This is a genomic window from Kitasatospora aureofaciens, from assembly GCF_019192735.1.
Lineage (GTDB): Bacteria > Actinomycetota > Actinomycetes > Streptomycetales > Streptomycetaceae > Kitasatospora > Kitasatospora aureofaciens_A.
Genome location: NZ_JAHTKP010000063.1, coordinates 1 through 23,332, shown reverse-complemented (window position 1 = coordinate 23,332; position 23,332 = coordinate 1). Strand labels below are relative to the sequence as shown.

21 protein-coding genes, 1 pseudogene and 1 riboswitch are annotated in these 23,332 nt (G+C 72.8%); of the genes and pseudogenes, 8 read left to right on the top strand and 14 right to left on the bottom strand.

Annotation, left to right across the window (positions count from 1 at the left end):
• Positions 1–111: 111 nt before the first annotated feature.
• A complete protein-coding gene (locus tag KV557_RS34725) occupies positions 112–759 on the bottom strand; it encodes a hypothetical protein (RefSeq protein WP_218205572.1) in 648 nt (215 codons plus the stop codon).
• A gap of 340 nt (positions 760–1,099) precedes the next feature.
• On the opposite strand from KV557_RS34725, the gene KV557_RS34720 reads away from it, so the two are divergent.
• On the top strand, positions 1,100–3,601 hold the full coding sequence (locus tag KV557_RS34720) for a helicase C-terminal domain-containing protein (protein ID WP_218205571.1): 2,502 nt from the start codon (positions 1,100–1,102) through the stop codon (positions 3,599–3,601).
• Positions 3,602–3,635: 34 nt separating this feature from the next.
• On the opposite strand, the gene KV557_RS34715 is transcribed toward KV557_RS34720, so the two are convergent.
• Positions 3,636–3,887, bottom strand: coding sequence for a hypothetical protein (locus tag KV557_RS34715; RefSeq protein WP_218205570.1), 252 nt, complete (start codon positions 3,885–3,887; stop codon positions 3,636–3,638).
• A 146-nt stretch (positions 3,888–4,033) separates the two neighbouring features.
• Here KV557_RS34715 and KV557_RS34710 point away from each other — a divergent pair, with 146 nt between their 5' ends.
• Positions 4,034–5,671 carry a DNA repair helicase XPB gene (locus tag KV557_RS34710; RefSeq protein ID WP_218205569.1) on the top strand — a complete coding sequence of 546 codons (1,638 nt, stop codon included), beginning with the start codon at positions 4,034–4,036 and terminating at the stop codon, positions 5,669–5,671.
• A gap of 23 nt (positions 5,672–5,694) precedes the next feature.
• Here KV557_RS34710 and KV557_RS34705 read toward each other — a convergent pair whose 3' ends face one another.
• On the bottom strand, positions 5,695–5,853 hold the full coding sequence (locus KV557_RS34705) for a hypothetical protein (RefSeq protein ID WP_218205568.1): 159 nt from the start codon (positions 5,851–5,853) through the stop codon (positions 5,695–5,697).
• A 290-nt stretch (positions 5,854–6,143) separates the two neighbouring features.
• On the opposite strand from KV557_RS34705, the gene KV557_RS34700 reads away from it, so the two are divergent.
• Entirely contained in the window at positions 6,144–8,195 is a 2,052-nt protein-coding gene (locus tag KV557_RS34700; RefSeq protein ID WP_308130217.1) for a HelD family protein, read from the top strand.
• A gap of 85 nt (positions 8,196–8,280) precedes the next feature.
• Here the strand turns inward: KV557_RS34700 and KV557_RS34695 are convergent, their stop codons facing one another.
• The 3 genes from KV557_RS34695 to KV557_RS34685 all read right to left on the bottom strand — a co-directional run bounded on the left by KV557_RS34695 (position 8,281) and on the right by KV557_RS34685 (position 10,393).
• A complete protein-coding gene (locus KV557_RS34695; protein WP_218205567.1) occupies positions 8,281–8,967 on the bottom strand; it encodes a copper homeostasis protein CutC in 687 nt (228 codons plus the stop codon).
• Positions 8,968–9,038: 71 nt separating this feature from the next.
• The gene (locus tag KV557_RS34690; protein WP_218205566.1) at positions 9,039–10,013 is read right to left on the bottom strand and encodes a hypothetical protein; all 975 of its coding nucleotides are present in this window, start codon (positions 10,011–10,013) and stop codon (positions 9,039–9,041) included.
• Positions 10,010–10,393 carry a PadR family transcriptional regulator gene (locus tag KV557_RS34685; protein ID WP_218205565.1) on the bottom strand — a complete coding sequence of 128 codons (384 nt, stop codon included), beginning with the start codon at positions 10,391–10,393 and terminating at the stop codon, positions 10,010–10,012. Before KV557_RS34685 ends, KV557_RS34690 begins: the two co-directional genes overlap by 4 nt.
• Before the next feature lie 66 nt (positions 10,394–10,459).
• On the opposite strand from KV557_RS34685, the pseudogene KV557_RS34680 reads away from it, so the two are divergent.
• A pseudogene (locus KV557_RS34680) lies at positions 10,460–11,105 on the top strand (HD domain-containing protein).
• Here KV557_RS34680 and KV557_RS34675 read toward each other — a convergent pair.
• The 5 genes from KV557_RS34675 to thrC form a co-directional block, all read right to left on the bottom strand.
• Complete coding sequence (locus KV557_RS34675; protein WP_218205564.1) at positions 11,102–11,461, bottom strand: hypothetical protein; 360 nt, start codon at positions 11,459–11,461, stop codon at positions 11,102–11,104. The pseudogene KV557_RS34680 and the gene KV557_RS34675 overlap by 4 nt on opposite strands.
• A gap of 125 nt (positions 11,462–11,586) precedes the next feature.
• Positions 11,587–13,206 carry a chaperonin GroEL gene (gene groL / locus KV557_RS34670; protein WP_218205563.1) on the bottom strand — a complete coding sequence of 540 codons (1,620 nt, stop codon included), beginning with the start codon at positions 13,204–13,206 and terminating at the stop codon, positions 11,587–11,589.
• Between the two features lie 334 nt (positions 13,207–13,540).
• Positions 13,541–13,741, bottom strand: coding sequence for a cold-shock protein (locus KV557_RS34665; RefSeq protein WP_153461112.1), 201 nt, complete (start codon positions 13,739–13,741; stop codon positions 13,541–13,543).
• Between the two features lie 550 nt (positions 13,742–14,291).
• Complete coding sequence (locus tag KV557_RS34660) at positions 14,292–14,570, bottom strand: MoaD/ThiS family protein (RefSeq protein WP_218205562.1); 279 nt, start codon at positions 14,568–14,570, stop codon at positions 14,292–14,294.
• A gap of 33 nt (positions 14,571–14,603) precedes the next feature.
• On the bottom strand, positions 14,604–15,884 hold the full coding sequence (gene thrC, locus KV557_RS34655) for a threonine synthase (protein ID WP_218205561.1): 1,281 nt from the start codon (positions 15,882–15,884) through the stop codon (positions 14,604–14,606).
• Between the two features lie 16 nt (positions 15,885–15,900).
• A riboswitch (SAM riboswitch) is annotated at positions 15,901–16,034 on the bottom strand.
• A 147-nt stretch (positions 16,035–16,181) separates the two neighbouring features.
• On the opposite strand from thrC, the gene KV557_RS34650 reads away from it, so the two are divergent.
• Together KV557_RS34650 and KV557_RS34645 are read left to right on the top strand one after the other, a co-directional pair.
• Positions 16,182–17,207: a glucosyl-3-phosphoglycerate synthase gene (locus KV557_RS34650; RefSeq protein ID WP_308130216.1), complete on the top strand. Its 1,026-nt coding sequence runs from the start codon at positions 16,182–16,184 to the stop codon at positions 17,205–17,207.
• Between the two features lie 38 nt (positions 17,208–17,245).
• Positions 17,246–18,712: an alpha,alpha-trehalose-phosphate synthase (UDP-forming) gene (locus KV557_RS34645; RefSeq protein ID WP_218205559.1), complete on the top strand. Its 1,467-nt coding sequence runs from the start codon at positions 17,246–17,248 to the stop codon at positions 18,710–18,712.
• Here the strand turns inward: KV557_RS34645 and otsB are convergent.
• The 3 genes from otsB to KV557_RS34630 form a co-directional block, all read right to left on the bottom strand.
• Entirely contained in the window at positions 18,699–19,538 is an 840-nt protein-coding gene (otsB, locus tag KV557_RS34640; RefSeq protein ID WP_218205558.1) for a trehalose-phosphatase, read from the bottom strand. The genes KV557_RS34645 and otsB overlap by 14 nt on opposite strands.
• Before the next feature lie 339 nt (positions 19,539–19,877).
• A complete protein-coding gene (locus tag KV557_RS34635) occupies positions 19,878–20,105 on the bottom strand; it encodes a DUF3263 domain-containing protein (protein WP_218205557.1) in 228 nt (75 codons plus the stop codon).
• 220 nt (positions 20,106–20,325) lie between these two features.
• Positions 20,326–21,606 (bottom strand): extracellular solute-binding protein, encoded by a 1,281-nt coding sequence (locus KV557_RS34630; protein WP_256178396.1) that lies wholly within the window; start codon positions 21,604–21,606, stop codon positions 20,326–20,328.
• A gap of 379 nt (positions 21,607–21,985) precedes the next feature.
• On the opposite strand from KV557_RS34630, the gene KV557_RS34625 reads away from it, so the two are divergent.
• Together KV557_RS34625 and KV557_RS34620 are read left to right on the top strand one after the other, a co-directional pair.
• Complete coding sequence (locus tag KV557_RS34625; protein WP_218205555.1) at positions 21,986–22,933, top strand: ROK family protein; 948 nt, start codon at positions 21,986–21,988, stop codon at positions 22,931–22,933.
• Positions 22,930–23,332: amidohydrolase family protein (locus KV557_RS34620; RefSeq protein WP_218205554.1), on the top strand; the 403-nt coding region annotated here is incomplete at its 3' end. The genes KV557_RS34625 and KV557_RS34620, both read left to right, overlap by 4 nt.

The following is a 23,332-nucleotide window of genomic DNA, read 5'->3' as shown; positions in this document are numbered from 1 at the left end:
GGGCTGTGTGGGCATGCCCCGAGTCTGGTTCGGCGGGCCGACCCGCAGAACGGGGGAAGCACCCGTCCCGTACGGGTGTTAACCCCCCCCTGCGCTCACTGGGGCCCGCCCTCAGCCCTCCTGCGGCGGCCGGCGGCGCAGCGCCATCAGCAGCAGGAACGCCGCCGTCAGGGCGGCCGACAGGCGCAGTACGCCCGGGGCCGACGCCCATGTCATCTGGCCCAGCTGGGAGCCGGGCTGGAGGCCGCCCTGGCCGTGCTTGGCCTGCTGCATCTGGTAGAGGGTGGTTGCGCTCATCGTGATCAGCGGGATGCCGAGGATCGCGAACTTGCGGGTGAGGTCGGCGAGTTGGCGGGAGAGGTAGCCGAGTCCCGAGCCGGCCAGCATCGCCGGGAAGAAGCCGGTGAAGGCCCCGCCCGCGAGCAGGCCGGCGGCGAGCAGGAGCAGCGGGGACGGGCGGCGGCCGGCGAGGGCGCTCTTCTTCGGGGCGCCGGCGGCCTTGGCCTTCTTCTGCTTCTTCGGCCTGGCGTCGGGCTTCGCCACGGGCCCGGCCGACGCCTCTGGCTTCGCGGGCGCGTCGCCCTCTCCCGCACGCTGCTCGGGGACCGGCTTGGGCGGGGCCGGCGGCGCGTCCGAGAAGTTGAGCATCACCAGGTCCCAGCCGTCCGCGCCCGAGTGGATCACCTGCGGCGGCGGCACGGCGTCGGGGTCGGCGTCGTCGGGCGCGTCGCGCGGCGGGTCGAGCGGGACCGACGCCATACCGGGCACACCCGGCGCTGCCGAGTCGTACACGCTGCTGCCGTCATCGGAATCGGCGCCCGGGCCGGAAGCCGAGCCCGCGCCGGAACTGGAGCCCGCGCCGGAAGCGGATCCCGAGCCGGAGCCCGAGCCGCCCCCGCCCGACGCCCCGCTCCAGGGCCCGCTCTTGCGCCACCACTCGCCGTTCGTCATCCCGACACCCCGCCTCGCCCGTACCCGGCCCAGCCCACCGAACCGCCCTCGGCCGTGACGCTACCCACCGCGCCCCCGCCCACGCGAGTCCGGACGCGGGCGCCGCGGCCCGCCCCGGCCGTCACCGCACCCGACTAACCTAGGTCGAATGACCACACAGCAGGGCCCCCAACGCTCCGGCAGGTCCGCCGCCGGCCCCCGCACCCTCGCCGAGGAGCTGCGCGCCCGGCCCGACGACGGTCTCGCCGCCCTGCTCCGCTCCCGCCCCGACCTGCTCAACCCGGTCCCCGGCGACCTCACCCAGCTCGCCGCCCGGCTCTCCTCGCGTGCCTCCGCCCTGCGGGCCCTCGAACGGCTCGACCGGTTCACGCTGCAGGTCGCCGAGGCCCTGGCCACCGCCCCGGACGGCACCACGCTGGCCACCGTCCGCACGCTGCTGTCCGGTCCGGCCAAGGTCAAGCCGCACCCGGGCGCCACCCCGCTCACCCCGGCCGACCGGTCCGCCGTCGCCGCCGCGCTGCCCCGGGCGATCGCCACCCTGCGCGACCGCGCCCTGCTGTGGGGCCCGGACAACGCGCTCCGCCTGGTCCTCGCCGTCCGCGAGGCGCTCGCCCCCACCGCCGCCAACCCCGGCCGCACCGGCCTCGGCCCGACCCTCGCCGACGCCACCCTGGGCATGTCCCCGGCCCGGCTCCAGCAGCTGCTGGCCTCCGCCGGGCAGCCCGCCACCCCGGACCCGGTCACCGCCGTCGCCGCGCTCACCGCACTGCTCACCGACCGCGCCCGCTGCGACGCCCTGCTCGCCACCGCCCCCGAGCCCGCCCTGCGGCTGCTGGAGCGGCTGGTCTGGGGCCCGCCCACCGGCACCGTCCCGGACGCCGCCCGCCCGGTCACCGCCGAGGACGCGCAGAGCCCGGTCGAGTGGCTGCTGGCCCGCGGCCTGCTGCTGCCCAGCGGCCCCGGCAGCGTCGTCCTGCCCCGCGAACTGGCCCTGCACCTGCGCGGCGGCCGCACCCACCGCACCGTCGAACCGCTCCAGCCCGAGCCCGCGCCCGCCGCTCCCCCGCGCGATCCACAGGCTGTGGACAGCGCGGCGGCCGGCCAGGCCCTCACCGCCGTCAAGACCGTCGAGGAACTGCTCGACCTGTGGGGCCTGACCCCGCCCCCCACCCTGCGCGCCGGCGGCCTCGGCGTGCGCGACCTCAAGCGCGCCGCCCAGGCCCTGGAGACCACCGAGCAGCAGACCGCCTTCTGGCTCGAACTCGCCTATACGGCAGGCCTGCTGGCCCCCGACGGCGAGGCCGACGAATGCTGGGCCCCGACCCCCGCGTACGACACCTGGCTCCAGCAGGACACCGCCGAACGCTGGTCCGTCCTCGCCACCGCCTGGCTCGCCGCCACCCGCGTCCCCGCCCTCACCGGCACCCCGGACGGCCGGGGCAAGCCGCGCGCCGCCCTCGGCCCCGAACTGGACCGCACCCTCGCCCCGTCCGTCCGCCGCGCCGCCCTCGCCCTGCTCGCGGAACTCCCGCCCGGCACCCCGGCCACCGCGGCCGAACTGCTGCCCACCCTGCGCTGGCAGCGCCCGCTGCGCGGCGGCCCGACCGGCCCCGACGGCCACGAGCTGCGCGACGACCTTGCCGCCTGGACCCTCGCCGAGGCCGAACTCCTCGGCATCACCGGCCGCGGCGCCCTCGCGGCCCCCGCACGCGCGCTGCTCACCGCCGAGGCCGACCCGGCCGAGGTGCTCGCCCCGCTGCTGCCGCGGCCGCTGGACCACGTGATCCTGCAGCCCGACCTCACCGCGATCGCCCCCGGCCCGCTGCTCACCCCGCTCGCCCAGGCGCTCGCGCTCTGCGCCGACATCGAGTCCAAGGGCGGCGCCACCGTCTACCGGTTCACCCCGACGTCCGTCCGGCGCGCCCTCGACGCCGGGCGCACCGCCGCCGACCTGCGCACCTTTCTGGAGCAGCACTCCCGCACGCCGGTCCCGCAGCCGCTCACCTACCTGATCGACGACGTCGCCCGCCGGCACGGCGTCCTGCGGGTCGGCGCCGCCTCCTCGTACGTGCGCTGCGACGACCCGTCCCTGCTGGGCGAGGTGCTGGCCGACCGCCGCTCCGCCGACCTGCGGCTCCGGCTGCTCGCCCCCACCGTCCTGGCCTCCCAGGCCGCCCCGGACGTGCTGCTCGCCGCCCTGCGCACGATGGGCTACGCCCCGGCCGCCGAGTCCGCCGAGGGCGACGTCCTGGTCACCCGCCCGGACAGCCACCGCACCCCGCCGCGCACCGCGCCCGTCCCCGTCCCGGAGGGCCCGCCCGCCCCCGACGACACGCTGCTCGCCGCCGCCATCAAGGCCATCCGGGCCGGCGACCGCGCCGCGACCGCGACCCGCCGCGAGCCGGCCCCCGACCCGCGCCGGGTCCCCCGCACGGCCGCCGCGGAGACCCTGGCCGCCCTCCAGACGGCCGTCCTGCTCGGCGAGCGGATGTGGATCGGCTACCTCAACGCCGAGGGCATCGCCAGCCAGCGGATCATCGACCCGGTCAAGGTCGAGGGCGGCTTCGTCACCGCCTTCGACCACCACGCGGACGAGCTCCGCACCTTCGCCCTGCACCGCATCACGGGCGTCGCGGAGCTGGAGGAGTAGGTGCTCAACGAGCAGGAGCTGGACGAGCCGGGCCTCAGTGCCCCTGCGACTCCTTCATCTTCTGCTTGACCGCCTGGTCCGCCAGGCTCCCGATCTGCCCCTGCCCGACCGGCAGTTCGCCACCGCTGACGGTGTCCGCGAGCAGGAAGCCCGGCGCCGCGAGCAGGCCGCCCGGCCCCTCCCCGATGCCTGCGAGGGCGTGCGCGGAGCCGGCGGAGGAGGCGGTGGCCGCGAAGGCCGTGCCCATGAGGGCGAGGGCGGTGAGAACGCGCTTCGACTTGTTCATGTCCGGCTCAACGAGCCAGCTCCCCGCCGGTCACCGGTGTGCGGTTGCGACCGGATGGAAGTAGCCCGCTCACGTTCCCCGCGGAATGCGCAACACTGGAGGGTCTGCGTCAATCCAGCCTGTCAGCCAGTGGAGGGCACCCCCGCGTGAACGACGGACCGCTCATCGTCCAGAGCGACAAAACTCTTCTCCTGGAGATCGACCACCCCAAGGCCGCCGACTGCCGCCGCGCCATCGCGCCGTTCGCCGAGCTGGAGCGCGCGCCCGAGCACGTGCACACGTACCGGGTGACGCCGCTCGGGCTGTGGAACGCGCGCGCCGCCGGGCACGACGCCGAGCAGGTGGTGGACGCCCTGGTGACGTACTCGCGCTACCCGGTGCCGCACGCGCTGCTGGTGGACGTGGCCGACACCATGGGCCGCTACGGTCGGCTCCAGCTCCTCAAGCACCCCACCCACGGCCTGGTGCTCACCACCACCGACCGGCCGGTGCTGGAGGAGGTGCTGCGCTCCAAGAAGATCGCCCCGCTGGTCGGCGCCCGGGTCGACCCGGACACCGTCGTGGTGCACCCCTCCGAGCGCGGCCAGATCAAGCAGGTGCTGCTCAAACTCGGCTGGCCCGCCGAGGACTTCGCCGGCTACGTGGACGGCGAGGCGCACCCCATCGAACTGGAGGAGGACGGCTGGCAGCTGCGCCCCTACCAGGCGCAGGCCGTCGAGGGCTTCTGGCACGGCGGCTCCGGCGTCGTCGTGCTGCCCTGCGGCGCCGGCAAGACGCTGGTCGGCGCGGCCGCGATGGCGCACGCCAAGTCGACCACGCTGATCCTGGTCACCAACACCGTCTCGGCCCGGCAGTGGAAGCACGAGCTGGTCAAGCGCACCTCGCTCACCGAGGACGAGATCGGCGAGTACAGCGGCACGAAGAAGGAGATCCGCCCGGTCACCATCGCCACCTACCAGGTGATGACGACCAAGCGGAAGGGCGTGTACGCGCACCTGGAGCTGTTCGACGCCCGCAACTGGGGCCTGGTCGTCTACGACGAGGTGCACCTGCTGCCCGCGCCGGTGTTCAAGTTCACCGCGGACCTCCAGGCCCGCCGCCGCCTCGGCCTGACCGCCACGCTGGTGCGCGAGGACGGCCGCGAGGGCGACGTGTTCAGCCTGATCGGCCCCAAGCGCTTCGACGCGCCGTGGAAGGAGATCGAGGCGCAGGGCTACATCGCGCCCGCCGACTGCTGCGAGGTCCGGGTCACCCTGACCGACTCCGAGCGGCTCTCCTACGCGACCGCCGAACCGGAGGAGCGCTACCGCTTCTGCGCGACGACGGCGACCAAACGGCGGGTGGTGGAGGCGCTGGTCAGGAAGCACGAGAAGGACCAGACGCTGATCATCGGCCAGTACATCGACCAGTTGGACGAACTCGGCGAGGTGCTCGACGCGCCGGTGATCAAGGGCGAGACCAGCAACGCCCAGCGCGAGAAGCTGTTCGACGCCTTCCGCAATAAGGAGATCGGCGTCCTGGTGGTCTCCAAGGTCGCGAACTTCTCGATCGACCTGCCCGAGGCCACGGTGGCCATCCAGGTCTCCGGGACCTTCGGCTCCCGCCAGGAGGAGGCCCAGCGGCTCGGCCGCGTCCTGCGCCCCAAGGCGGACGGCCATGCGGCCCACTTCTACTCGGTGGTCGCCCGGGACACCGTGGACCAGGACTTCGCCGCCCACCGGCAGCGCTTCCTGGCCGAGCAGGGCTACGCCTACCGCATCATCGACGCGGACGACGTGCTCTAACGAAGATCAGCAGGGACTACCGGCTAGTAGCGGACACCGTCGCGCCCGAGGAAGATCACGCGCGCGGCGGTGTCCAGGGCGATCCCGACGTTGCGGACGGCGGTGCTCAGCGGGTTGCGGTGGCGGCCCGGGACGGCCGTGGCGCCGGCCGGGGCGGTACGGGTGCGGTTCTGTGTGCTCATGTCTTCCACGGTAGGCAGCCGGGCCGCGGCCGGCATCACTCCAAAGGCCGTATCCGCCGGGCCGAAGGTCGTCCTCCGGGTGTAGGGGTCCCCCGGGACCCCGCAGGGGTGGAACCCTGAGACGGACGGGTCTAGGATCGTCCGTCTGCCCCCTCCCGAACCGTGGTACCTGCTGAAGTCCCGCAGGCAGCCGGGGGAGGTGCCGACCGCACGGCAACCGGTCGGCTGTACCCACCGTGAGCTCCATCGATCCGCTGCGCCCGCCACCGGGGCAGCCGGGAAGGTTCGCTGTGCCCGCCACCCCCACCACCGACCCCCTCCAGCGCGAACGCGACCACCTGGCCTCGTCCCGGGCCGCGCTGCGAGCGATGCGCGAGGACGTCCAGTCGCTGGACCTGCGCGACGTGACCGGCACCTGGGTGTCCGCCGTCGTCCTCCAGAACCAGATCCAGGCCCGGATCGCCGCCCTGGCCGACCTCGCCGACACCCCGCTGTTCTTCGGCCGCCTCGACTACCTGCACGCGATCAGCGAGGAACTCTCCGAAGGCGGCGGCGGGGAGAACTTCTACATCGGCCGACGGCACGTCCACGACGCCGACGGCGACCCGATGGTGATCGACTGGCGCGCCCCGGTCTCCCAGCCGTTCTACCGGGCCACCCGCACCGACCCGATGGACGTCGAGCGCCGCCGCCGCTTCGGCTACACCGGCGGCGAGCTCACCGCCTACGAGGACGAGCACCTGACCGACCCGGCCGAGACGGACACGGCTTCCGCGCTGCTCGCCGCCGAGATCGAGAAGCCCCGCGTCGGCCCGATGCGCGACATCGTGGCCACCATCCAGCCCGAGCAGGACGAGATCGTCCGCTCCGACGTCACGGGCACCATCTGCGTCCAGGGGGCGCCCGGCACCGGGAAGACCGCCGTCGGCCTGCACCGCGTCGCGTACCTGCTGTACGCGCACCGCGAGCGCCTCGCCCGCACCGGCACCCTGGTGATCGGCCCGAACACGGCCTTCCTCTCCTACATCGAGCAAGTGCTTCCCGCCCTCGGCGAGTTGGACGTCGCCCAGGCCACCGTGCAGCAGCTGGTCGGGCACGTCGAGGTGAAGGGCGAGGACACCGCCGAGGCGGCCCGGCTGAAGGGCGACGCCCGGATGGCCGAGGTGCTGCGCCGGGCGGTCCGCTCGGGCATCACGCTGCCCACCGAGCCCTGCGTGGTGGTCCGCGGCTCCCGCCGCTGGCGCGTCCCGGTCCACGAACTCATCGAGATCATCGAGGAGTTGAAGGGACGCGAGATCCGCTACGGCGCCGCCGGGGAGGCCCTGCCGCAGCGCATCGCGCACGCCGTACTGCTGAAGATGGAGCAGGGCGGCGAGGCCCCGGACGACCGGGTGCAGGACGCGGTGGCCCGCAACACCGCGGTCAAGGCCGTGGTGAAGCAGTGCTGGCCGCCGGTCGACCCGGCCAAGCTGGTGCTGCGACTGCTCTCCGAGCCGGAGTTCCTGGCCGCCTGCGCCGAGGGCGCGCTCACCGCCGAGGAGCAGCGGGCGGTGCTCTGGCCCAAGCCCGGCCGTTCGGTGAAGACCGCCCGCTGGACGGCCGCCGACGCCGTGCTGGTCGACGAGGCCGCCGACCTGGTCCAGCGCACGCCCTCGCTCGGGCACGTGGTGCTGGACGAGGCGCAGGACCTCTCCCCGATGCAGTACCGCGCGGTCGGCCGCCGCTGCACCACCGGCTCGGCGACCGTCCTCGGCGACCTCGCCCAGGGCACCACCCCGTGGGCGACGGCGAGTTGGCCGGACGCCCTGCACCACCTGGGCAAGGCGGGCGCCCACGTCGAGGAGCTGACCAAGGGCTTCCGGGTGCCGGAGGAGGTCATCGCCTACGCCTCCCGGCTGCTGCCCGCGATCGCCCCGGGCCTGGCCCCGGCGACCTCCGTCCGCGACACGCCGGACTCGCTGACGATCCGTCAGGTTGCCGACGGGGAGCTGACGGAGGCCGTGATCGCGGCCTGCCGCCGGGCACTGGAGAACGAGGGCTCGACCGGTCTGATCGCCGCCGACGCGCGCATCCCGCTGCTCGCCGAGGCCCTGACCGCGGCCGGCCTGCCCCACCTCTCCCCCGGCACCGAGACCAGCGCCGAGGCCCGGCTGACCCTCGTCCCGGCCTCGCTGGCCAAGGGTCTGGAGTACGACTACGTGGTGCTGGACGAGCCGACCGCGGTGATCACCGGCGAGCCGGACGAGCGGACCGGCCTGCGCCGGCTGTACGTCGCGCTCACCCGGGCCGTCTCCGGCCTGGCGGTGCTGCACGCGGAGCCCCTGCCCGAGCAGCTCCAGTAGCGACGGAAGGGGGCCGGCCCGCACCCGGACCGGCCCCCCACTGCCGTATTTTCAGCCGTCGATCAGCCTCAGCCGTCGATCAGCCTCAGCCGTCGATCAGCGCCCGCCACTGCGCGACCTTGGCCGCGTCCACCGGCGTCCGCCATCCGTCGACCCGCACCGCGCCGCCGACGTGGAAGGCGTCGAACCCGGCGGCCCGCAGGCCCGGCACGTGCTCGGCCCGCAGGCCGCCGCCGATCAGGATCCGCTGCCCGTACCCGGGCTCGCCCTTCCGCGCCAGCTCCGCCACCAGCACCTCGCGCCCGGCGTCCACGCCGCCGGCCGCACCCGAGGTGAGGTAGGTGTCCAGCCCGGGCAGCGCGGCGACGGCGGCCCGCAGGGCGGCCCGGTCGGCGCTGTGGTCGATCGCCCGGTGGAAGGTCCAGCGGCAGCCGGCCACCGCCTCGGCGACGGCCGCGGTGGCGGCCAGGTCGACGGCGCCGTCCGCGTCGAGGAAGCCGAGGACGAACTCCTCGGCGCCCTCGGCGCGGAGCGCGGCGGCCCGGGCGCGCAGCTCGTCCAGGTCGCCCGGCGCGAAGCCGTCCCGGATGCGGAGCATGACGCGCAGCGGCAGGTTCACGGCGGCCCTGATCCGGGCGAAGTCCTCGACGGGCGGGGTGAGTCCGTCGGCGGCCATGTCCGTGACCAGTTCGAGCCGGTCGGCGCCGCCCGACTCGGCGGCCTGGGCATCCTGGGGCGTCAGCGCGATGACTTCGAAAATTGGTCTAGACATATCGGATACCCTGCCACACCCGGCATCCCCCCGGCGAGACCGCCCACCCCCAGCCCGACCCCAGCCCGACCTCAGGCCGGACTGCGCCCCGAACCGCCCCCGGCCCCACCGTCGATGCCGGTGCCGGCGCCGATCCGGCGCATGCCCATCGCCACCAGCACCAGGAGCCCCACCACCGGCAGCGCCAGCGGCAGCAGCTGCGACAGCCCGCGGGCCTCGCGCCAGATGTTGAACACGCTGGCGGCTGTCGTCAGCGACAGCACCGCGACCCCCACCGCGGCCGGCGCCAGCCACCCACGCAGCACGGTGAAGGTCAGCAGCACCGGCACGATCAGCAGCACCGCGAACCACTGGACATCCAGCGGGAACCGGGTGTCGTCCCAGCGCTGGAGCGCCACCAGCAACCCGCCCCCGACCATCGAGGCCAGTACCAGCCCCCGGGTGCGCCAGGTGGGCCCGGGCAGCAGCTCCGTCGGCGCCGCGACCAGCAGCAGCGCGGAGATCATGGACGGCACGGTGGCCATGCCGACGTACCCCGCCCACCACCAGTCCAAGAAGATCGGCCCCGAGAACGCCTGCGCCAGAACGGTCAGCCCGAAGAAGGCCAGCCCCAGCGAGACGACCCGCACCGCCGTCCAGCGCCCCAGCAGGGCCGCCACTGCGAGCAGGATCGCGGCCACCGGCGGCGCGATGGTCAGGGCGTACGTGGTGTACGACTGGTCCCAGGTCAGCCGGAACGCGGACTGGTCCGGATTGCTCACCCACGGCACCAGCCCCGAACCGGCCAGCGCCCCGGCGACCATCGGCGCGGCCAGCGCCAGCACCCGTCCGGCCACCGAGCCGCCGGTCAGCCCGAGCCGCACCCGCAGCCCGTACGCGGCCAGGTCGAACACCTCCCGGGCGACGGCCGACCGGTCGGCCTCCGCCGTGGTGTCGGCGAACACCGCGGCCATCTCCTCGCCCCGCTCCCGGCGGTAGCTGGCCGGGTAGAACTGCAGCGCCGCCCGCAGCGCGGTCGAGGGCGCCCCCAGCGTCGGTGTGGTCATGCGAAACTCCCCCCAATCGTGGACCGCAGTTCCGGCCCCGTCTTCCCCTGCAGCATCGACCGGACCTTGGCCAGGCGGCGTTCCGCCTCGGTGGCGACGGCCCGCAGCCGCTCCGCCTCGGTGGCCAGCGCGGTGCGGCCGGCGTCGGTCAGCGCGTAGGTGCGCCGGGCGCGGCCGTCCACGACCTCCTCGGCGGCGACCTCGATCAGGCCCTGGCCCAGCAGCCGGTCGAGCGCGCCGTACAGGGTGCCGGTGCGCATCTTGACCCGGCCGTCCGAGATGGTGGCGATCTCCTGGATCAACGCGTAGCCATGTCTGGGGGCGTCGGCCAGGGCGGTCAGCAGCAGCAGCGTGGGCTCCTGCATGGAGCGTTCAGTCATGCACCTACATATATCGTCAAACTACCTATAGGTCCAGTGGGGGACGCGCCCGCCACAATGACCCGCATGCCGATCACCGAGGACCTGCTCGCCGACTGGACCGCCCTGCTGCACCGCTGCGGCACCACCGCCGACCCCGAACCGTACGGGCGGGAGCTGCTGCGCCGCTGGGCCGAACCGCAGCGCCGGTACCACACCACCGACCACTTGCATGCCGTCCTGCGGCACATGGACGCCCTCGCCGGGCACGCCGCCGACCCGGACGCCGTCCGGCTGGCCGCCTGGTTCCACGACGCCGTCTACCGGCCCGACCGCTCCGAGAACGAGGAGCGCAGCGCTGCCCTGGCCGTCCGGGCGCTCACCACGGCCCGGCCTGCCCGCCGCGCGGGTGGCCGAGGTCGAACGGCTGGTGCTGCTCACCGTCACCCACGACCCCGCGCCGGGCGACCGCGACGGCGAGGTGCTGTGCGACGCGGACCTCGCAGTGCTCGGCGGCGCCCCCGAGGCGTACACGGCCTACGCGGCCGCCGTCCGCGAGGAGTACTCCTTCGTCCCCGAGCCGGACTTCCGGGCGGGCCGGGCGGCCGTCCTGCGCCAGCTGCTGGCCCTGCCCGCGCTCTACCGCACCCCCGCCGCCCGCGCGCGCTTCGACGCCGCCGCCCGCGCCAACCTGACGGCCGAACTCGAAGGGCTGACCCGCATCAACAGCTAGGCGGACAGCTTCCCGACCGGCGCGACCACCGCGCCCTCCTTGCCACACACCCAGTGCGGCTCCGGCCCGAGCTCCGGCTCCACGCTGAGCGCGTGCGGATCCCCGTCGGCCGCGCAGGCGGTGCACAGCGGCCAGCGCCCGTACGCCTCCAGCAGCGCGTCCTGGACGTCCTGGGCGACCAGCCCGAGCACGTACTCGGTGCCGTCCGGCCACTGCTCCAGCCACCACCGGCGGTGCGTGACGGCCTGCTCCACGAGCGAGACGACAGCAGCGTCCGCCACGTCCCGCGCGGTGAGGTCGGCCAGGATCAGCGCCCGGGCGTTGTGCAGGGCGGTCTCGATGTCGTCGGCAGCCATCCGTCCATCATCTCCCAGAACGCAGAACCCAGAACCCGGAAGCATCTCCCGGAACGCCGTGTGGGCGGCCCCCCGAAGGGGACCGCCCACACGATCAGGAATCCGATCCGATCGAAAGATCAGGATCAGAAGTCCATGTCACCGCCCGGCATGCCACCGGGGGCCGCAGCGGCCTTCTCCGGCTTGTCGGCGATGACGGCCTCGGTGGTGAGGAACAGCGCCGCGATGGAGGCGGCGTTCTGCAGCGCGGAGCGGGTGACCTTGGCCGGGTCGATGATGCCCGCGGCGATCAGGTCCACGTACTCGTTGGTGGCGGCGTTCAGGCCGTGACCGGCGGGAAGGTTGCGCACCTTCTCCACCACGACGCCACCCTCCAGGCCGGCGTTGGTCGCGATCTGCTTGATCGGGGCCTCCACTGCGACCTTGACGATGTTGGCACCGGTGGCCTCGTCGCCCTCCAGCTCCAGCTTGTCGAACGCGACGGCGGCCTGCAGCAGGGCCACGCCACCACCGGCGACGATGCCCTCCTCGACGGCGGCCTTGGCGTTGCGGACGGCGTCCTCGATGCGGTGCTTGCGCTCCTTGAGCTCCACCTCGGTGGCCGCGCCGGCCTTGATGACGGCCACGCCGCCGGCCAGCTTGGCGAGGCGCTCCTGGAGCTTCTCGCGGTCGTAGTCCGAGTCGCTGTTCTCGATCTCGGCGCGGATCTGGTTCACGCGGCCGGCGACCAGCTCGCTGTCGCCGCCACCGTCGACGATGGTGGTCTCGTCCTTGCTGATGACCACCTTGCGGGCGGTGCCCAGCAGGTCGACGCCGGCGTTCTCCAGCTTGAGGCCGACCTCCTCGGACACCACGGTGCCGCCGGTGAGGACGGCGATGTCCTGGAGCATGGCCTTGCGGCGGTCGCCGAAGCCCGGGGCCTTGACGGCGACGGACTTGAAGACGCCCTTGATCTTGTTGACGATCAGGGTCGACAGGGCCTCGCCCTCGACGTCCTCGGCGATGATGACGAGCGGCTTGCCGCTCTGCATGACCTTCTCCAGCAGCGGGAGCAGGTCCTTGATCGAGCCGATCTTGGAGTTGGCGATGAGGATGTACGGCTCCTCGAAGGTCGCCTCCATCCGCTCCAGGTCGGTCGCGAAGTAGGCGGAGATGTAGCCCTTGTCGAAGCGCATGCCCTCGGTGAGCTCAAGCTCCAGGCCGAAGGTGTTGCTCTCCTCGACGGTGATGACGCCTTCCTTGCCGACCTTGTCCATGGCCTCGGCGATCAGCTCGCCGATCTGGGTGTCGGCGGCCGAGATGGAGGCGGTGGAGGCGATCTGCTCCTTGGTCTCCACCTCGATGGCCTGGGCCAGCAGCTGGTCCGAGACGGCGGCGACGGCCTTCTCGATACCGCGCTTCAGGGCCATCGGGTTGGCGCCGGCGGCGACGTTGCGCAGACCCTCGCGAACCAGGGCCTGGGCGAGCACGGTGGCGGTGGTGGTGCCGTCGCCCGCGACGTCGTCCGTCTTCTTGGCGACCTCCTTGACGAGCTCCGCACCGATCTTCTCGAACGGGTCTTCGAGCTCGATCTCCTTGGCGATGGAGACGCCGTCGTTGGTGATCGTGGGGGCGCCCCACTTCTTCTCCAGCACGACGTTGCGACCCTTGGGGCCGAGCGTGACCTTCACTGCGTCGGCGAGCTGGTTCATGCCACGCTCAAGGCCGCGGCGAGCTTCCTCATCAAAGGCGATGATCTTGGCCATCTGAAGTGGTCCTCCGGGACACGGTCGACTGCTCGGACCAAGGGGTGCCCGCGACGGACGGCCCTGGTGTGCGGGGGTCCATTCCCCTACCGCTCCCGGAGGCCTCACCGACCCGGTCCGCTTGTCACTCTCAGGCTGTGAGTGCTAACGCCAATGATTAGCACTCCGGGTGGTCGAGTGCAAGCCCAATCGACAACCCGCGAGCCGTCCGCGGGCCGGTTCCGGACGCCGCCGGGAACGCCGACGGGCCCGTACGACACGTGTCGTACGGGCCCGTCGAGAAGCGAGTGGTCACCAGCCGTGGGCCGCGCCGAGCTCCTGGAGCCGAAGGGGGTCAGACCGCCCGGACCATGTCCGCCTGCGGGCCCTTCTGTCCCTGGGAGATCTCGAACTCGACCCGCTGGCCCTCCTCGAGGGTGCGGTAGCCGTCCATCTGGATCGCGCTGTAGTGGACGAAAACGTCCGCACCACCGTCGACCGCGATGAAGCCGTAGCCCTTCTCCGCGTTGAACCACTTGACGGTGCCCTGAGCCATTCCGAACTCCCCTAGTGCTGTGCTGGCCCTTCACGTGCCCGCAGGTCGCGGGCCCGGGTTGGTTTGAAGGCCGGCCCGGGGAACCCCCCCTGGGCGCAGCCGTGCACGCCGCAGTCCTCCGCCGGGCCACCGGACGGGGTCCGGTGAGCGGGTGATTGCGTCGACCGCGGCTGAATGTATCCGGATCGACGCCCTCTGCAACAGGGCCCTCCGCGGTGAATTCCGGGGCCACGTCAAGGGACAGGACGGGCCGAACCAGGAGAAACTCCGGCATTTCACGCCGGGCACAGCGGACGAATTGCGCAAATCCCTTCGGGAATTCTGACATCCGCCTGACATGTTTCCCGGTCCCGGCCCCCGCTGGTCTCAGCGGTCGGACAGCGGTGCGGCGGTTCGCGCGGGGAGGGTGAGGGGGAGCCCTGTTCCCGGCCGAGCGAAACTCTACTCCCACTCGACCCGGAAATATTCCCGCCGAAATGCGGGCGGCCGCCCCCACGTGCGGAATACGGAATTCCGTACGTGAAGGCGGCCGATCGGAACGGGGCGCGGCTCAGCAGCCGCCGGCCACCGCCGGAATGATCGAGACGCCGGCGCCGTCCTTGATCTCGGTCGCCAGGCCCTCCGCGAATCGCACGTCGTCGTCGTTCACGTACACGTTGACGAAGCGGCGCAGCTTGCCGGTGTCGTCCAGGACGCGGGCGGCGATGCCCGCATGGTTCTTCTCCAGGTCGGCGATGACCTCGCCCAGGGTGGTGCCCTCGGCGGACACCTCGGCGGCGCCGCCGGTGTAGGTGCGCAGGATGGTGGGGATACGGACGTTGGCGCTCATACGGTGGCTCTCCTCGGGGCTAGCGGGGTGGGGTCAGGCGGACGCGAGGCCGGCGCTGCGGAAGGACTCCAGCGTCGGGCGGATGACGGCGGTCATGCCGGCGTCGGCGACGGCGTCCAGGGTCTTCAGGCCGTCGCCGGTGTTGATCGCGACGGTCTCCTTGGCCGGATCCAGCTGCCCGGTCTCGACCAGCTTCTTCAGCACGCCGACGGTCACCCCGCCCGCGGTCTCGGCGAAGATGCCCTCGGTGCGGGCCAGCAGCCTGATCGCGGCCACCACCTCGGCGTCGGTGACGTCCTCGACCGCACCGCCGGTGCGCCGCGCGATGTCCAGCACGTACGGGCCGTCCGCCGGGTTGCCGATCGCCAGCGACTTGGCGATGGTGTCCGGCTTGACCGGCCGGATCACGTCCCGGCCGGCCTTGAACGCGGCCGACACCGGCGAGCAGCCCGCGGCCTGGGCGCCGAAGACCTGGTACGGCCGGTCCTCGACCAGCCCGAGCTTGATCAGCTCCTGCAGGCCCTTGTCGATCTTCGTGAGCTGCGAGCCCGAGGCGATCGGGATGACGATCTGCTCCGGCAGCCGCCAGCCCAGCTGCTCGCAGATCTCGTACGCCAGCGTCTTGGAGCCCTCGCCGTAGTAGGGGCGCAGGTTGACGTTGACGAAGCCCCAGCCCTCGCCGGCCGGGTCGCCGATCAGCTCGGAGCAGAAGCGGTTCACGTCGTCGTAGTTGCCCTCGATACCGACCAGCTCGCCGCCGTACACCCCGGCCATGACGACCTTGCCCTGCTCCAGGTCGTGCGGGATGAACACGCACGACCGGAACCCGGCCCGGGCCGCCGCCGCGCCCACCGCACCGGCCAGGTTGCCGGTCGACGAGCAGGACAGCGTCGTGTACCCGAAGGCCCGCGCGGCCTCGATGGCGCAGGCCACCACGCGGTCCTTGAACGAGTGCGTCGGGTTGCCCGAGTCGTCCTTGATGTGCAGCTGGGCGGTGAAGCCGAGCTCGCGGCCGAGGTTGTCCGCCTTGACCAGCGGGGTCCAGCCGGGGTTCAGGTTGGGCTTGGAGGCGACGTCGGCCGGGACGGGCAGCAGCGGCGCGTACCGCCAGATCGACGCCGGACCGGCCTCGATGCGCTTGCGCAGCTCCTCGGCGGCCTCGCTGCCGAACTCGTACGCGATCTCCAGCGGGCCGAAGCACTCCAGGCACGCGAAGCTCGGACCGAGCGGGAAGCGGGTGCCGCACTCCCGACAGGACAGCGCGGTGGCGGGGCCGAGGTCAACGGATGCGGGTGCGGCAGTGTCGATAGCCATGATGGCGAGGCCTCTCTCCTCATCTTCCCCATGGCACGGTCGCGCCACAGGCCGGAATTGGCACCTGTCCCGCCGGGGCCTGTTGGACAGCCGCGCGAGAAGGTTGCCGGGACGTCAACGGGCCGTTCCCTCAGTCCCTCTGGATGAGCATGTGAAGTTGTGGTGCTGCTCAGCGGCGACCCCGGCGTGCGAAGGTCCGGCCGCTGTACGAAGACTGTATCCGAAGGCGTCAACCCCGAAAGGGACCGTCCGCCACGCGAGATGGCGCGTCCCACCCACCCCGCCGAGGAGAGTCCCGTGCCCGCCGAACCGACCCCCGCACTCCTCCCGCAGGCGGCGTCCTGGCTGAGCCGCCGCTCGTGGAGCGCGGCAGACCGGCCGGTGCACACCCTGCTGGAGGCCAAGCGCCGCACCGGCCACACCGTCAGCGTGGTCCTGCCCGCCCTGGACGAGGAGGCCACCGTCGGCGACATCGTCCGGACCATCCGCCGCGAGCTGATGGAACGCCTCCCGCTGGTCGACGAACTCGTCGTGGTCGATTCCGGCTCGGCCGACGCCACCGCCGCCGTCGCCGCCGAGGCCGGCGCCCGGGTGGAGCACCGCGACGCCATCCTGCCCCGGCTGCCCGCCGCCCCCGGCAAGGGCGAGGTGCTCTGGCGCTCGCTGCTCGTCACCCACGGCGACATCGTCTGCTTCGTCGACGCCGACCTGCGCGAGTTCGACCCCGCCTTCGTCTCCGGCATCGTCGGCCCGCTGCTCACCGAACCGGACATCCAGCTGGTCAAGGCCATGTACGACCGCCCCCTGGAAGTGTCGATCAGCGGCTCCGCCGCGGGGGACGGAGCCGTCGTCCCGTCCGGCGGCGGCCGGGTCACCGAACTCGTCGCCCGCCCCCTGCTCAACCTGCACTGGCCGGAACTCGCCGGTTTCGTCCAGCCGCTCGGCGGCGAGTACGCGGCCCGCCGTTCCCTCCTCGAACGCCTGCCCTTCCCCACCGGCTACGGCGTCGAACTCGGCCTGCTGGTCGATGCGTTGGAGATCGCCGGCCTCGACGCCCTCGCACAGGTCGACGTCGGTGTCCGCCACCACCGCCACCAGGACAGCCAGGCGCTCGGCCGGATGGCCGCCACCATCTACCGCACCGCCCTGGAACGCCTCGACCGCACCCACCGGCTCAAGGCCTCCGCCGACCTCGTCCACCCCCTGCTCACCCAGTTCACCCGCGACCCGGAGACCCGCGCATTCACCGCGCACACCCACCCGGTGACCGCCCTGGAACGCCCCCCGATGCACACCGTCCCCGAGTACGCGACCCGGCACTGAAGGGTTTGCCGACCCAAAGGTCCGGCCATGTACCAACCATGGGCGATCTCACGACCGAACGTTCGAGTCCGACCGGCACCGCCCCCGTCCTGGTCGCCTCCAACCGGGGACCGGTGTCGTTCAGCACCTCGGACGACGGCACGCTGACCCTCCGCCGCGGCGGCGGAGGCCTGGTCTCCGGCCTCTCCGCGATCGACGACCCGCGCGCCGTCTGGGTCTGCGCCGCCCTCGGCGACGCGGACCGCCGGGCCGCCGCCGAGGCCCCGAACGGCCGCCTCGACCTGGCCGGCCACGACGTCGGCGGACAGGCCGTCCGGATGCTGGACATAGACCCGGAGACCTTCGCCCACGCCTACAACGGCGTCGCCAACTCGACCCTCTGGTTCGTCCACCACCTGCTCTACGCGACCCCCACCGCCCCCGCCTTCGACGCCGGCTTCCGCACCGAGTGGGCCTGCTACCGCGCGTACAACGCAGCCTTCGCCGACGCCCTCGCCGCCGAGGCCGCCCCCGGGGCCGCCGTCCTGGTCCAGGACTACCACCTCTCGCTGGCCCCGGCCCTGCTCCGGGCCGCCCGCCCCGACCTGCGGATCGGCCACTTCTCGCACACCCCCTGGGCCCCGCCGGAGTACTTCCGGCTGCTGCCCGACGACGTCGCCGAGGCCGTCCTCACCGGCATCCTGGGCGCCGACCGGGCCGGCTTCCTCACCCGCCGCTGGGCCCTGGCCTTCGCCGACTGCTGCGCCGACCTGCTGGGCGCCACCGTCGACCGCGCCGCCATGACCGTCACCCACGCCGGCCGCACCACCCACCTGGGCGTCCACGCCCTCGGCGCCGACGCCGACTTCCTGCGCGAACGCGCCCACCGCCCCGACGTCGACGAACGCCTCGCCGCCCTCCGCACCGCCGTCGGCGACCGCCGCACCATCGTCCGGGTCGACCGCACCGAGCTGAGCAAGAACATCGTCCGCGGCCTCCAGGCCTACCGGCACCTGCTGCGCACCCGCCCCGAATGGCACGACCGGGTGGTGCACATCGCCTTCGCGTACCCGTCCCGCACCGACCTGGCCGAGTACCGGAACTACACCGCCGAGGTCCAGCGGCTCGCGCAGGAGATCAACGACGAGTTCGCCACGCCCACCTGGCAACCCCTCCTCCTGCACGTCAACGACGACTTCCCGCGCTCCCTCGCTGCCTACCGCCTCGCCGACGTGGCCCTGGTCAACCCGATCCGGGACGGCATGAACCTGGTCGCCAAGGAGGTCCCGGTGGTCTCCGACCACGGCTGCGCCCTGGTCCTGTCCCGCGAGGCCGGCGCGTACACCGAACTCGCCGACGACGCTCTGACCATCAACCCGTTCGACGTCATCGCCACCGCCGACGCCCTGCACGCGGGCCTCACCATGCCCGCCGAGGAACGCGCCGACCGCACCAAGCGCCTGGCGGCGGCGGCCACCGCGCTCCCCCCGCAGCAGTGGTTCCTGGACCAACTCAACGCTCTCTGACGGCCTCCCCCAACCGAACCAGCAGCTCCACCACACCTGCCGGCCCGGCGACCACCAGGTCCGCCCGGTCGGCAAGCTCCTTCACCGGCGCGTCCCCCACCGCGCCGCTGCACACCAGCACACCCGCGACGCCCTCATCCCGCAGCTTCTCCACCGCCGCGAAGGCGGCGAGGTCCCCGAGATCGTCCCCCGCATACAACACCGACCGGGCCCCACGCTCACGCAGGAACCCCGTCAAGGCGGCACCCTTGTCCACCCCCGGCGGCCGCAACTCCAACACCAGCCGCCCGGGCTCCACCACCAGCCCGTACTCCGCAGCCAACGCATCCACCGGCGCCCGCAGCAACTCCAGCGCCTCCTCCGGCGCCGCCGTACGCCGCGTGTGCACCGCCAGCGAGCGCCCCTTGTCCTCCACCCACGTCCCCTCGGGCGCCCCCGCCGCCGCCAGGGCATCCGGCAACGCCCCACGCACCCCGGCCACCCCCGGGTGCACCGGCGGCGCCGTCAGCTCGCCGTCCTCAAAGCGCTCAGCCCCGTAGTGCCCCAACACGACAACCCCGGGAACCTCACCCAGGCCGCCGTACTCCACCGCCACCTGAGCAGGCCGCCCCGTCACAACCACCACGGCCTTCACATGTGGCACCAACCCCCGCAAGGCCCCCGAAACCCCCGGATGCGCCCGCGCCTGACTGGGATCCGCAACGATCGGCGCAAGCGTCCCATCAAAGTCCAAAGCAATAACAGCATCAGAAGGCGCCGCCAAAATCCTCAGCAACCCGTCCCGCCCTACACCACTAACCGCCATCCACTTCTCATCAAGACCCATGCAAATGCCCATACCCCCACGCCCCGGAGCCTTACCGTGCGGGCGCGTGGGCTTCGCCACGCGCCCGCACACCAAAGAACCGTCCCCACCCACCCGCACCACCCCACCCACGCCCGCCACCCACCCCTCACCCCCACCAAGGCGAGAGGGACGCGCTGCGGGAGGGGGCGGCGCAGGGGGTGGCCGCAGAGAGGGGCGTGGCGGGTGATTTTCAGACTGCCAACGGCGAGAACCCCCACCCACAGAGTCGGCAGTCGGAAAATCATCCAGCCCCCGGAGCGGCCACCCCCGGAGCCGCCCCCGCACCCACCCTCCCGGGAGCCCCCACCCCGGAACACCTCAACGCGCCGCCCGCCGCCCCTCCCGCACTCGCCGCAACCGATTCACCAACACCGGCGCATGCGCCACCGCCTCCGGCCGGTCCAGCAACGCGTTCAACAGCTGGTAGTACCGCGTGCTGGAGAGCCCCAGCTCCTCCCGGATCGCCCGCTCCTTGGCCCCCGCCGTACGCCACTGGCGCCCTTCGAGCGCCAGCACCGCCCGGTCCCGCTCACTCAGCTCGCCCACCAGGACACCTCCCGCCGACCACTACGGCCCCACGGCCCTACGGCCCTACGGCCCTACGAAGTGTCATTCTCGCGCGTACCCCCGACACACCTTGCTCCCCCCGACGCCCGCCCCGTCCTGCGCGCCGGCGACCGCACCACCTGGACCGTCCGCGAGACGCTCCGAAAGGCCTACGCGATCACACTCCCGTAAGCCATCAGCAGCCTCAACGCGCCCGGATTCACTTGCGGATCCGGGTCGCCTCCTTCACCGCCGCGTCCTGCAGCCCGGTGAGCACCTGCTTCGGGTCCCCGGTGACGGCCCCGCCGATGCCCGCCTTGATCCGGTTGCTGACGTCCGCCCAGGCCGGGTCCCCGAACGGGTAGAAGCTGGCGTTGGTCAGCCCGGTCGCGAACTGCTTGAGGTCCTCGTGCTTCGGGTCGGAGGACATCTGCGTGAACGCGTCCTGGGTGACCGGCAGCAGGTTGTACCGCTCGTCGAACTTGAGCTGGTTCTCCCGCTGGTACACGTAGGCGAGGAACTGCTTGATCTGGTCCTTGTGCCCGTTGGCCTTGAGCGCCATCATCCAGTCCGCGACCCCGAGGCTCCCGGTCTTGCCCACCCCGTCCTTCTTGGGGATCGGCGCCGTACCGAAGTCGATCTTCCCGGCGGTGGCCATCCGCAGCAGCGTCGGGTGGCCGTTCAGCATCGCGACCTTCCCGGCCGCGAAGTCCTGGAACACCGGGGTGCGGTTCATCTTGCCCGGCTCGGGATAGGTCAGCCCGGTGGCCACCAGGTTGCTCTTCAGCCAGCCGAACGTCGCCTGGTTCTGCGTGCTGTCGATGGTGTAGTTGCCGACGTCGTCGGAGAGGCTCCCGCCGCCGCTCAGCGTCCACAGCATCGACTCGGCCGGCGCCTCCTCGGGCCCCAGCGGGAGCCCGTACGGGGTCACGCCCGGCACCTTCGCCTTGATCTTCTCGGCGTCCTGCCGCAGCTCGCTCCAGGTGGCCGGCGGCTGGGTGATGCCGGCCTGGCGGAAGACCGCCTTGTTGTAGAAGAGCACGCGGGAGGAGGAGACGAACGGGATCCCGTACTGCGTGCCCAGCACCTGCCCGGCGTGCGCGAAGGAGTCCATGAACTTGGCCTGGGTGTCCATCGTGAGCACGTCGGCGGCCGGGTACAGCCGGTCGGCGGCGACCTGGTCGGCGAATCCGCCGGTCTGCAGCAGGTCGGGCGACTTGCCGGCCGCGATCATGTCGTCGACCTTCTTGCCGATGTCGGTCCAGTTCTCGACGTCGACGTCGACCTTGATCCCGGGGTTGAGACCCTCGAAGCCCCGGACGACCTCGTCCCAGTACTGCTTGGAGCTGGTGTCGGCGTTCTCGCCGTAGTCCGCGGCCACCAGTTTGAGGGTGACCGGCCCACCGTCCTGCCCGCTGCACGCGCTGACCGCGGTGAGCACCAGGGCTCCGGCCAGCGCGGTGCCGAGCACACGGGTGGGAACGTGGGCGCGCCTGTTCAACGCGGGTACCGCCTTCAGGGGGAGAAATGCGACCGGAAGGGTGAATCCGGCAGGGGGGAGGCGCAACACTGCCAAACCGACCGCACAGTGGTCCATACCTCTGCCGCGTGCCCGCCGAGTAGTTATCGAAATGCGGACGTCATTGCACGATGCGCAACAAACCACGCAACACACCGCCACCCGCCGCGCCCCCGACGCCCCAGAACCCCGCCCGACGCGCCCCCGACACCCCGAACCCCACCCGCCGACACCCCAACCCCCACTCGCCGCAAAGCCCCGCACACCCCTCGCTTCTGCGACAAAGCTCACCCAGTATGGACCAGACCAATCCGACAACTGGACTAGACCTCTTCGACCCGGCCAAGGGAAACTGTCCCCCGTGAAGCACGTCATCGCACTCGATGTAGGCGGCACCGGCATGAAGGCCGCGCTGCTCGCCCAGGACGGCTCCGTGCTGTTCGAAGCACGCCGACCGACCGGGCGGGAGCACGGCCCGGACGCCGTCGTCGCCGCCATCCTCGACTTCGCCGCCGACCTGGCGGACGAGGGTCGAAGCCGCTTCGGCGTCGCCCCGCTCGCGGCCGGCGTCGCCGTCCCGGGCACGATCGACGAGAAGAACGGCATCGCGGTCTACTCCGCCAACCTCGGCTGGCGCGACCTCCCGCTGCGCAAGCTGCTGGGCGAGCGGCTGGCCGGCCCCGGCTCCGCCGCGATGCCGGTCGCGCTCGGCCACGACGTGCGCTCGGGCGGCCTGGCCGAGGGCCGGCTCGGCGCCGGCCGCGGCGTCGACCGTTTCCTGTTCATCGCGCTGGGCACCGGCATCGCCGGCGCCATCGGCATCGGCGGCCGGATCGAGGCCGGCGCCCACGGCTACGGCGGCGAGATCGGCCACGTCGTGGTCCGCCCGGGCGGCCCGCAGTGCGGCTGCGGCGCCCGCGGCTGCCTGGAGACGCTGGCCTCCGCCTCCGCCGTCTCCCGGGCCTGGGCCGAGGCCGGCGGTGACCCCGACGCCGACGCGGCATCCTGCGCCGCCGCGGTGGCCGCCGGGGACGACCGCGCGATCGAGGTCTGGCGGCGCGCCGTCGAGGCGCTGGCCGACGGCATCGTGCTCGCCCAGAGCCTGCTCGACCCGTCCACGGTGATCGTCGGCGGCGGGCTGGCCGAGGCCGGCGACACGCTCTTCACGCCGCTGCGCGCGGCGGTCACCGAGCGTCTGACCTTCCAAATGCCCCCGGAGGTCGTACCCGCCATGCTCAAAGACACCGCCGCGTCCCTGGGCGCGGGCCTGCTCGCCTGGGATCTGCTCACCATGGAGGTGACCGCGTGACCACCGCGGACCGTGACCGTATTGCCCTGGCCGGCGCCCGCCTGGTCCTGCCCGGCGGCGTCGTCGAGGGCGACCGCCTCGCCGTCGAGGGCTCCCGCATCGCCGCCATCACGAGTGGGGCGAGTGGCGGTGAGACCGAGCCCGGCGACCTGGACCTGACCGGCCACACCGTCGTCCCCGGCTTCGTCGACCTGCACGTCCACGGCGGCGGCGGCGCCTCCTACGCCTCCGGCATCGCCGAGGAAGCCCTCAGGGCCGCCCGCACCCACCTCGAACACGGCACCACCACCACGATCGCCTCCACCGTCACCGGCGAGATCGACGACGTCGCCCGCCAGGCCGCCGTCCTCTCCGAACTCGTCGAGGACGGCATACTCGCCGGCATCCACTTCGAGGGCC

What these genes read in the sequence shown, in the direction of transcription:
- KV557_RS34725 (WP_218205572.1), bottom strand. Translation starts at nt 759, where the DNA reads ATGGCGTCGGTCCCGCTCGACCCGCCGCGCGACGCGCCCGACGACGCC.
- KV557_RS34720 (WP_218205571.1), top strand. Translation starts at nt 1,100, where the DNA reads ATGACCACACAGCAGGGCCCCCAACGCTCCGGCAGGTCCGCCGCCGGC.
- KV557_RS34715 (WP_218205570.1), bottom strand. Translation starts at nt 3,887, where the DNA reads ATGAACAAGTCGAAGCGCGTTCTCACCGCCCTCGCCCTCATGGGCACG.
- KV557_RS34705 (WP_218205568.1), bottom strand. Translation starts at nt 5,853, where the DNA reads ATGAGCACACAGAACCGCACCCGTACCGCCCCGGCCGGCGCCACGGCC.
- KV557_RS34695 (WP_218205567.1), bottom strand. Translation starts at nt 8,967, where the DNA reads ATGTCTAGACCAATTTTCGAAGTCATCGCGCTGACGCCCCAGGATGCC.
- KV557_RS34690 (WP_218205566.1), bottom strand. Translation starts at nt 10,013, where the DNA reads ATGACCACACCGACGCTGGGGGCGCCCTCGACCGCGCTGCGGGCGGCG.
- KV557_RS34685 (WP_218205565.1), bottom strand. Translation starts at nt 10,393, where the DNA reads ATGACTGAACGCTCCATGCAGGAGCCCACGCTGCTGCTGCTGACCGCC.
- KV557_RS34675 (WP_218205564.1), bottom strand. Translation starts at nt 11,461, where the DNA reads ATGGCTGCCGACGACATCGAGACCGCCCTGCACAACGCCCGGGCGCTG.
- groL (WP_218205563.1), bottom strand. Translation starts at nt 13,206, where the DNA reads ATGGCCAAGATCATCGCCTTTGATGAGGAAGCTCGCCGCGGCCTTGAG.
- KV557_RS34665 (WP_153461112.1), bottom strand. Translation starts at nt 13,741, where the DNA reads ATGGCTCAGGGCACCGTCAAGTGGTTCAACGCGGAGAAGGGCTACGGC.
- KV557_RS34660 (WP_218205562.1), bottom strand. Translation starts at nt 14,570, where the DNA reads ATGAGCGCCAACGTCCGTATCCCCACCATCCTGCGCACCTACACCGGC.
- thrC (WP_218205561.1), bottom strand. Translation starts at nt 15,884, where the DNA reads ATGGCTATCGACACTGCCGCACCCGCATCCGTTGACCTCGGCCCCGCC.
- KV557_RS34645 (WP_218205559.1), top strand. Translation starts at nt 17,246, where the DNA reads ATGGGCGATCTCACGACCGAACGTTCGAGTCCGACCGGCACCGCCCCC.
- otsB (WP_218205558.1), bottom strand. Translation starts at nt 19,538, where the DNA reads ATGGGTCTTGATGAGAAGTGGATGGCGGTTAGTGGTGTAGGGCGGGAC.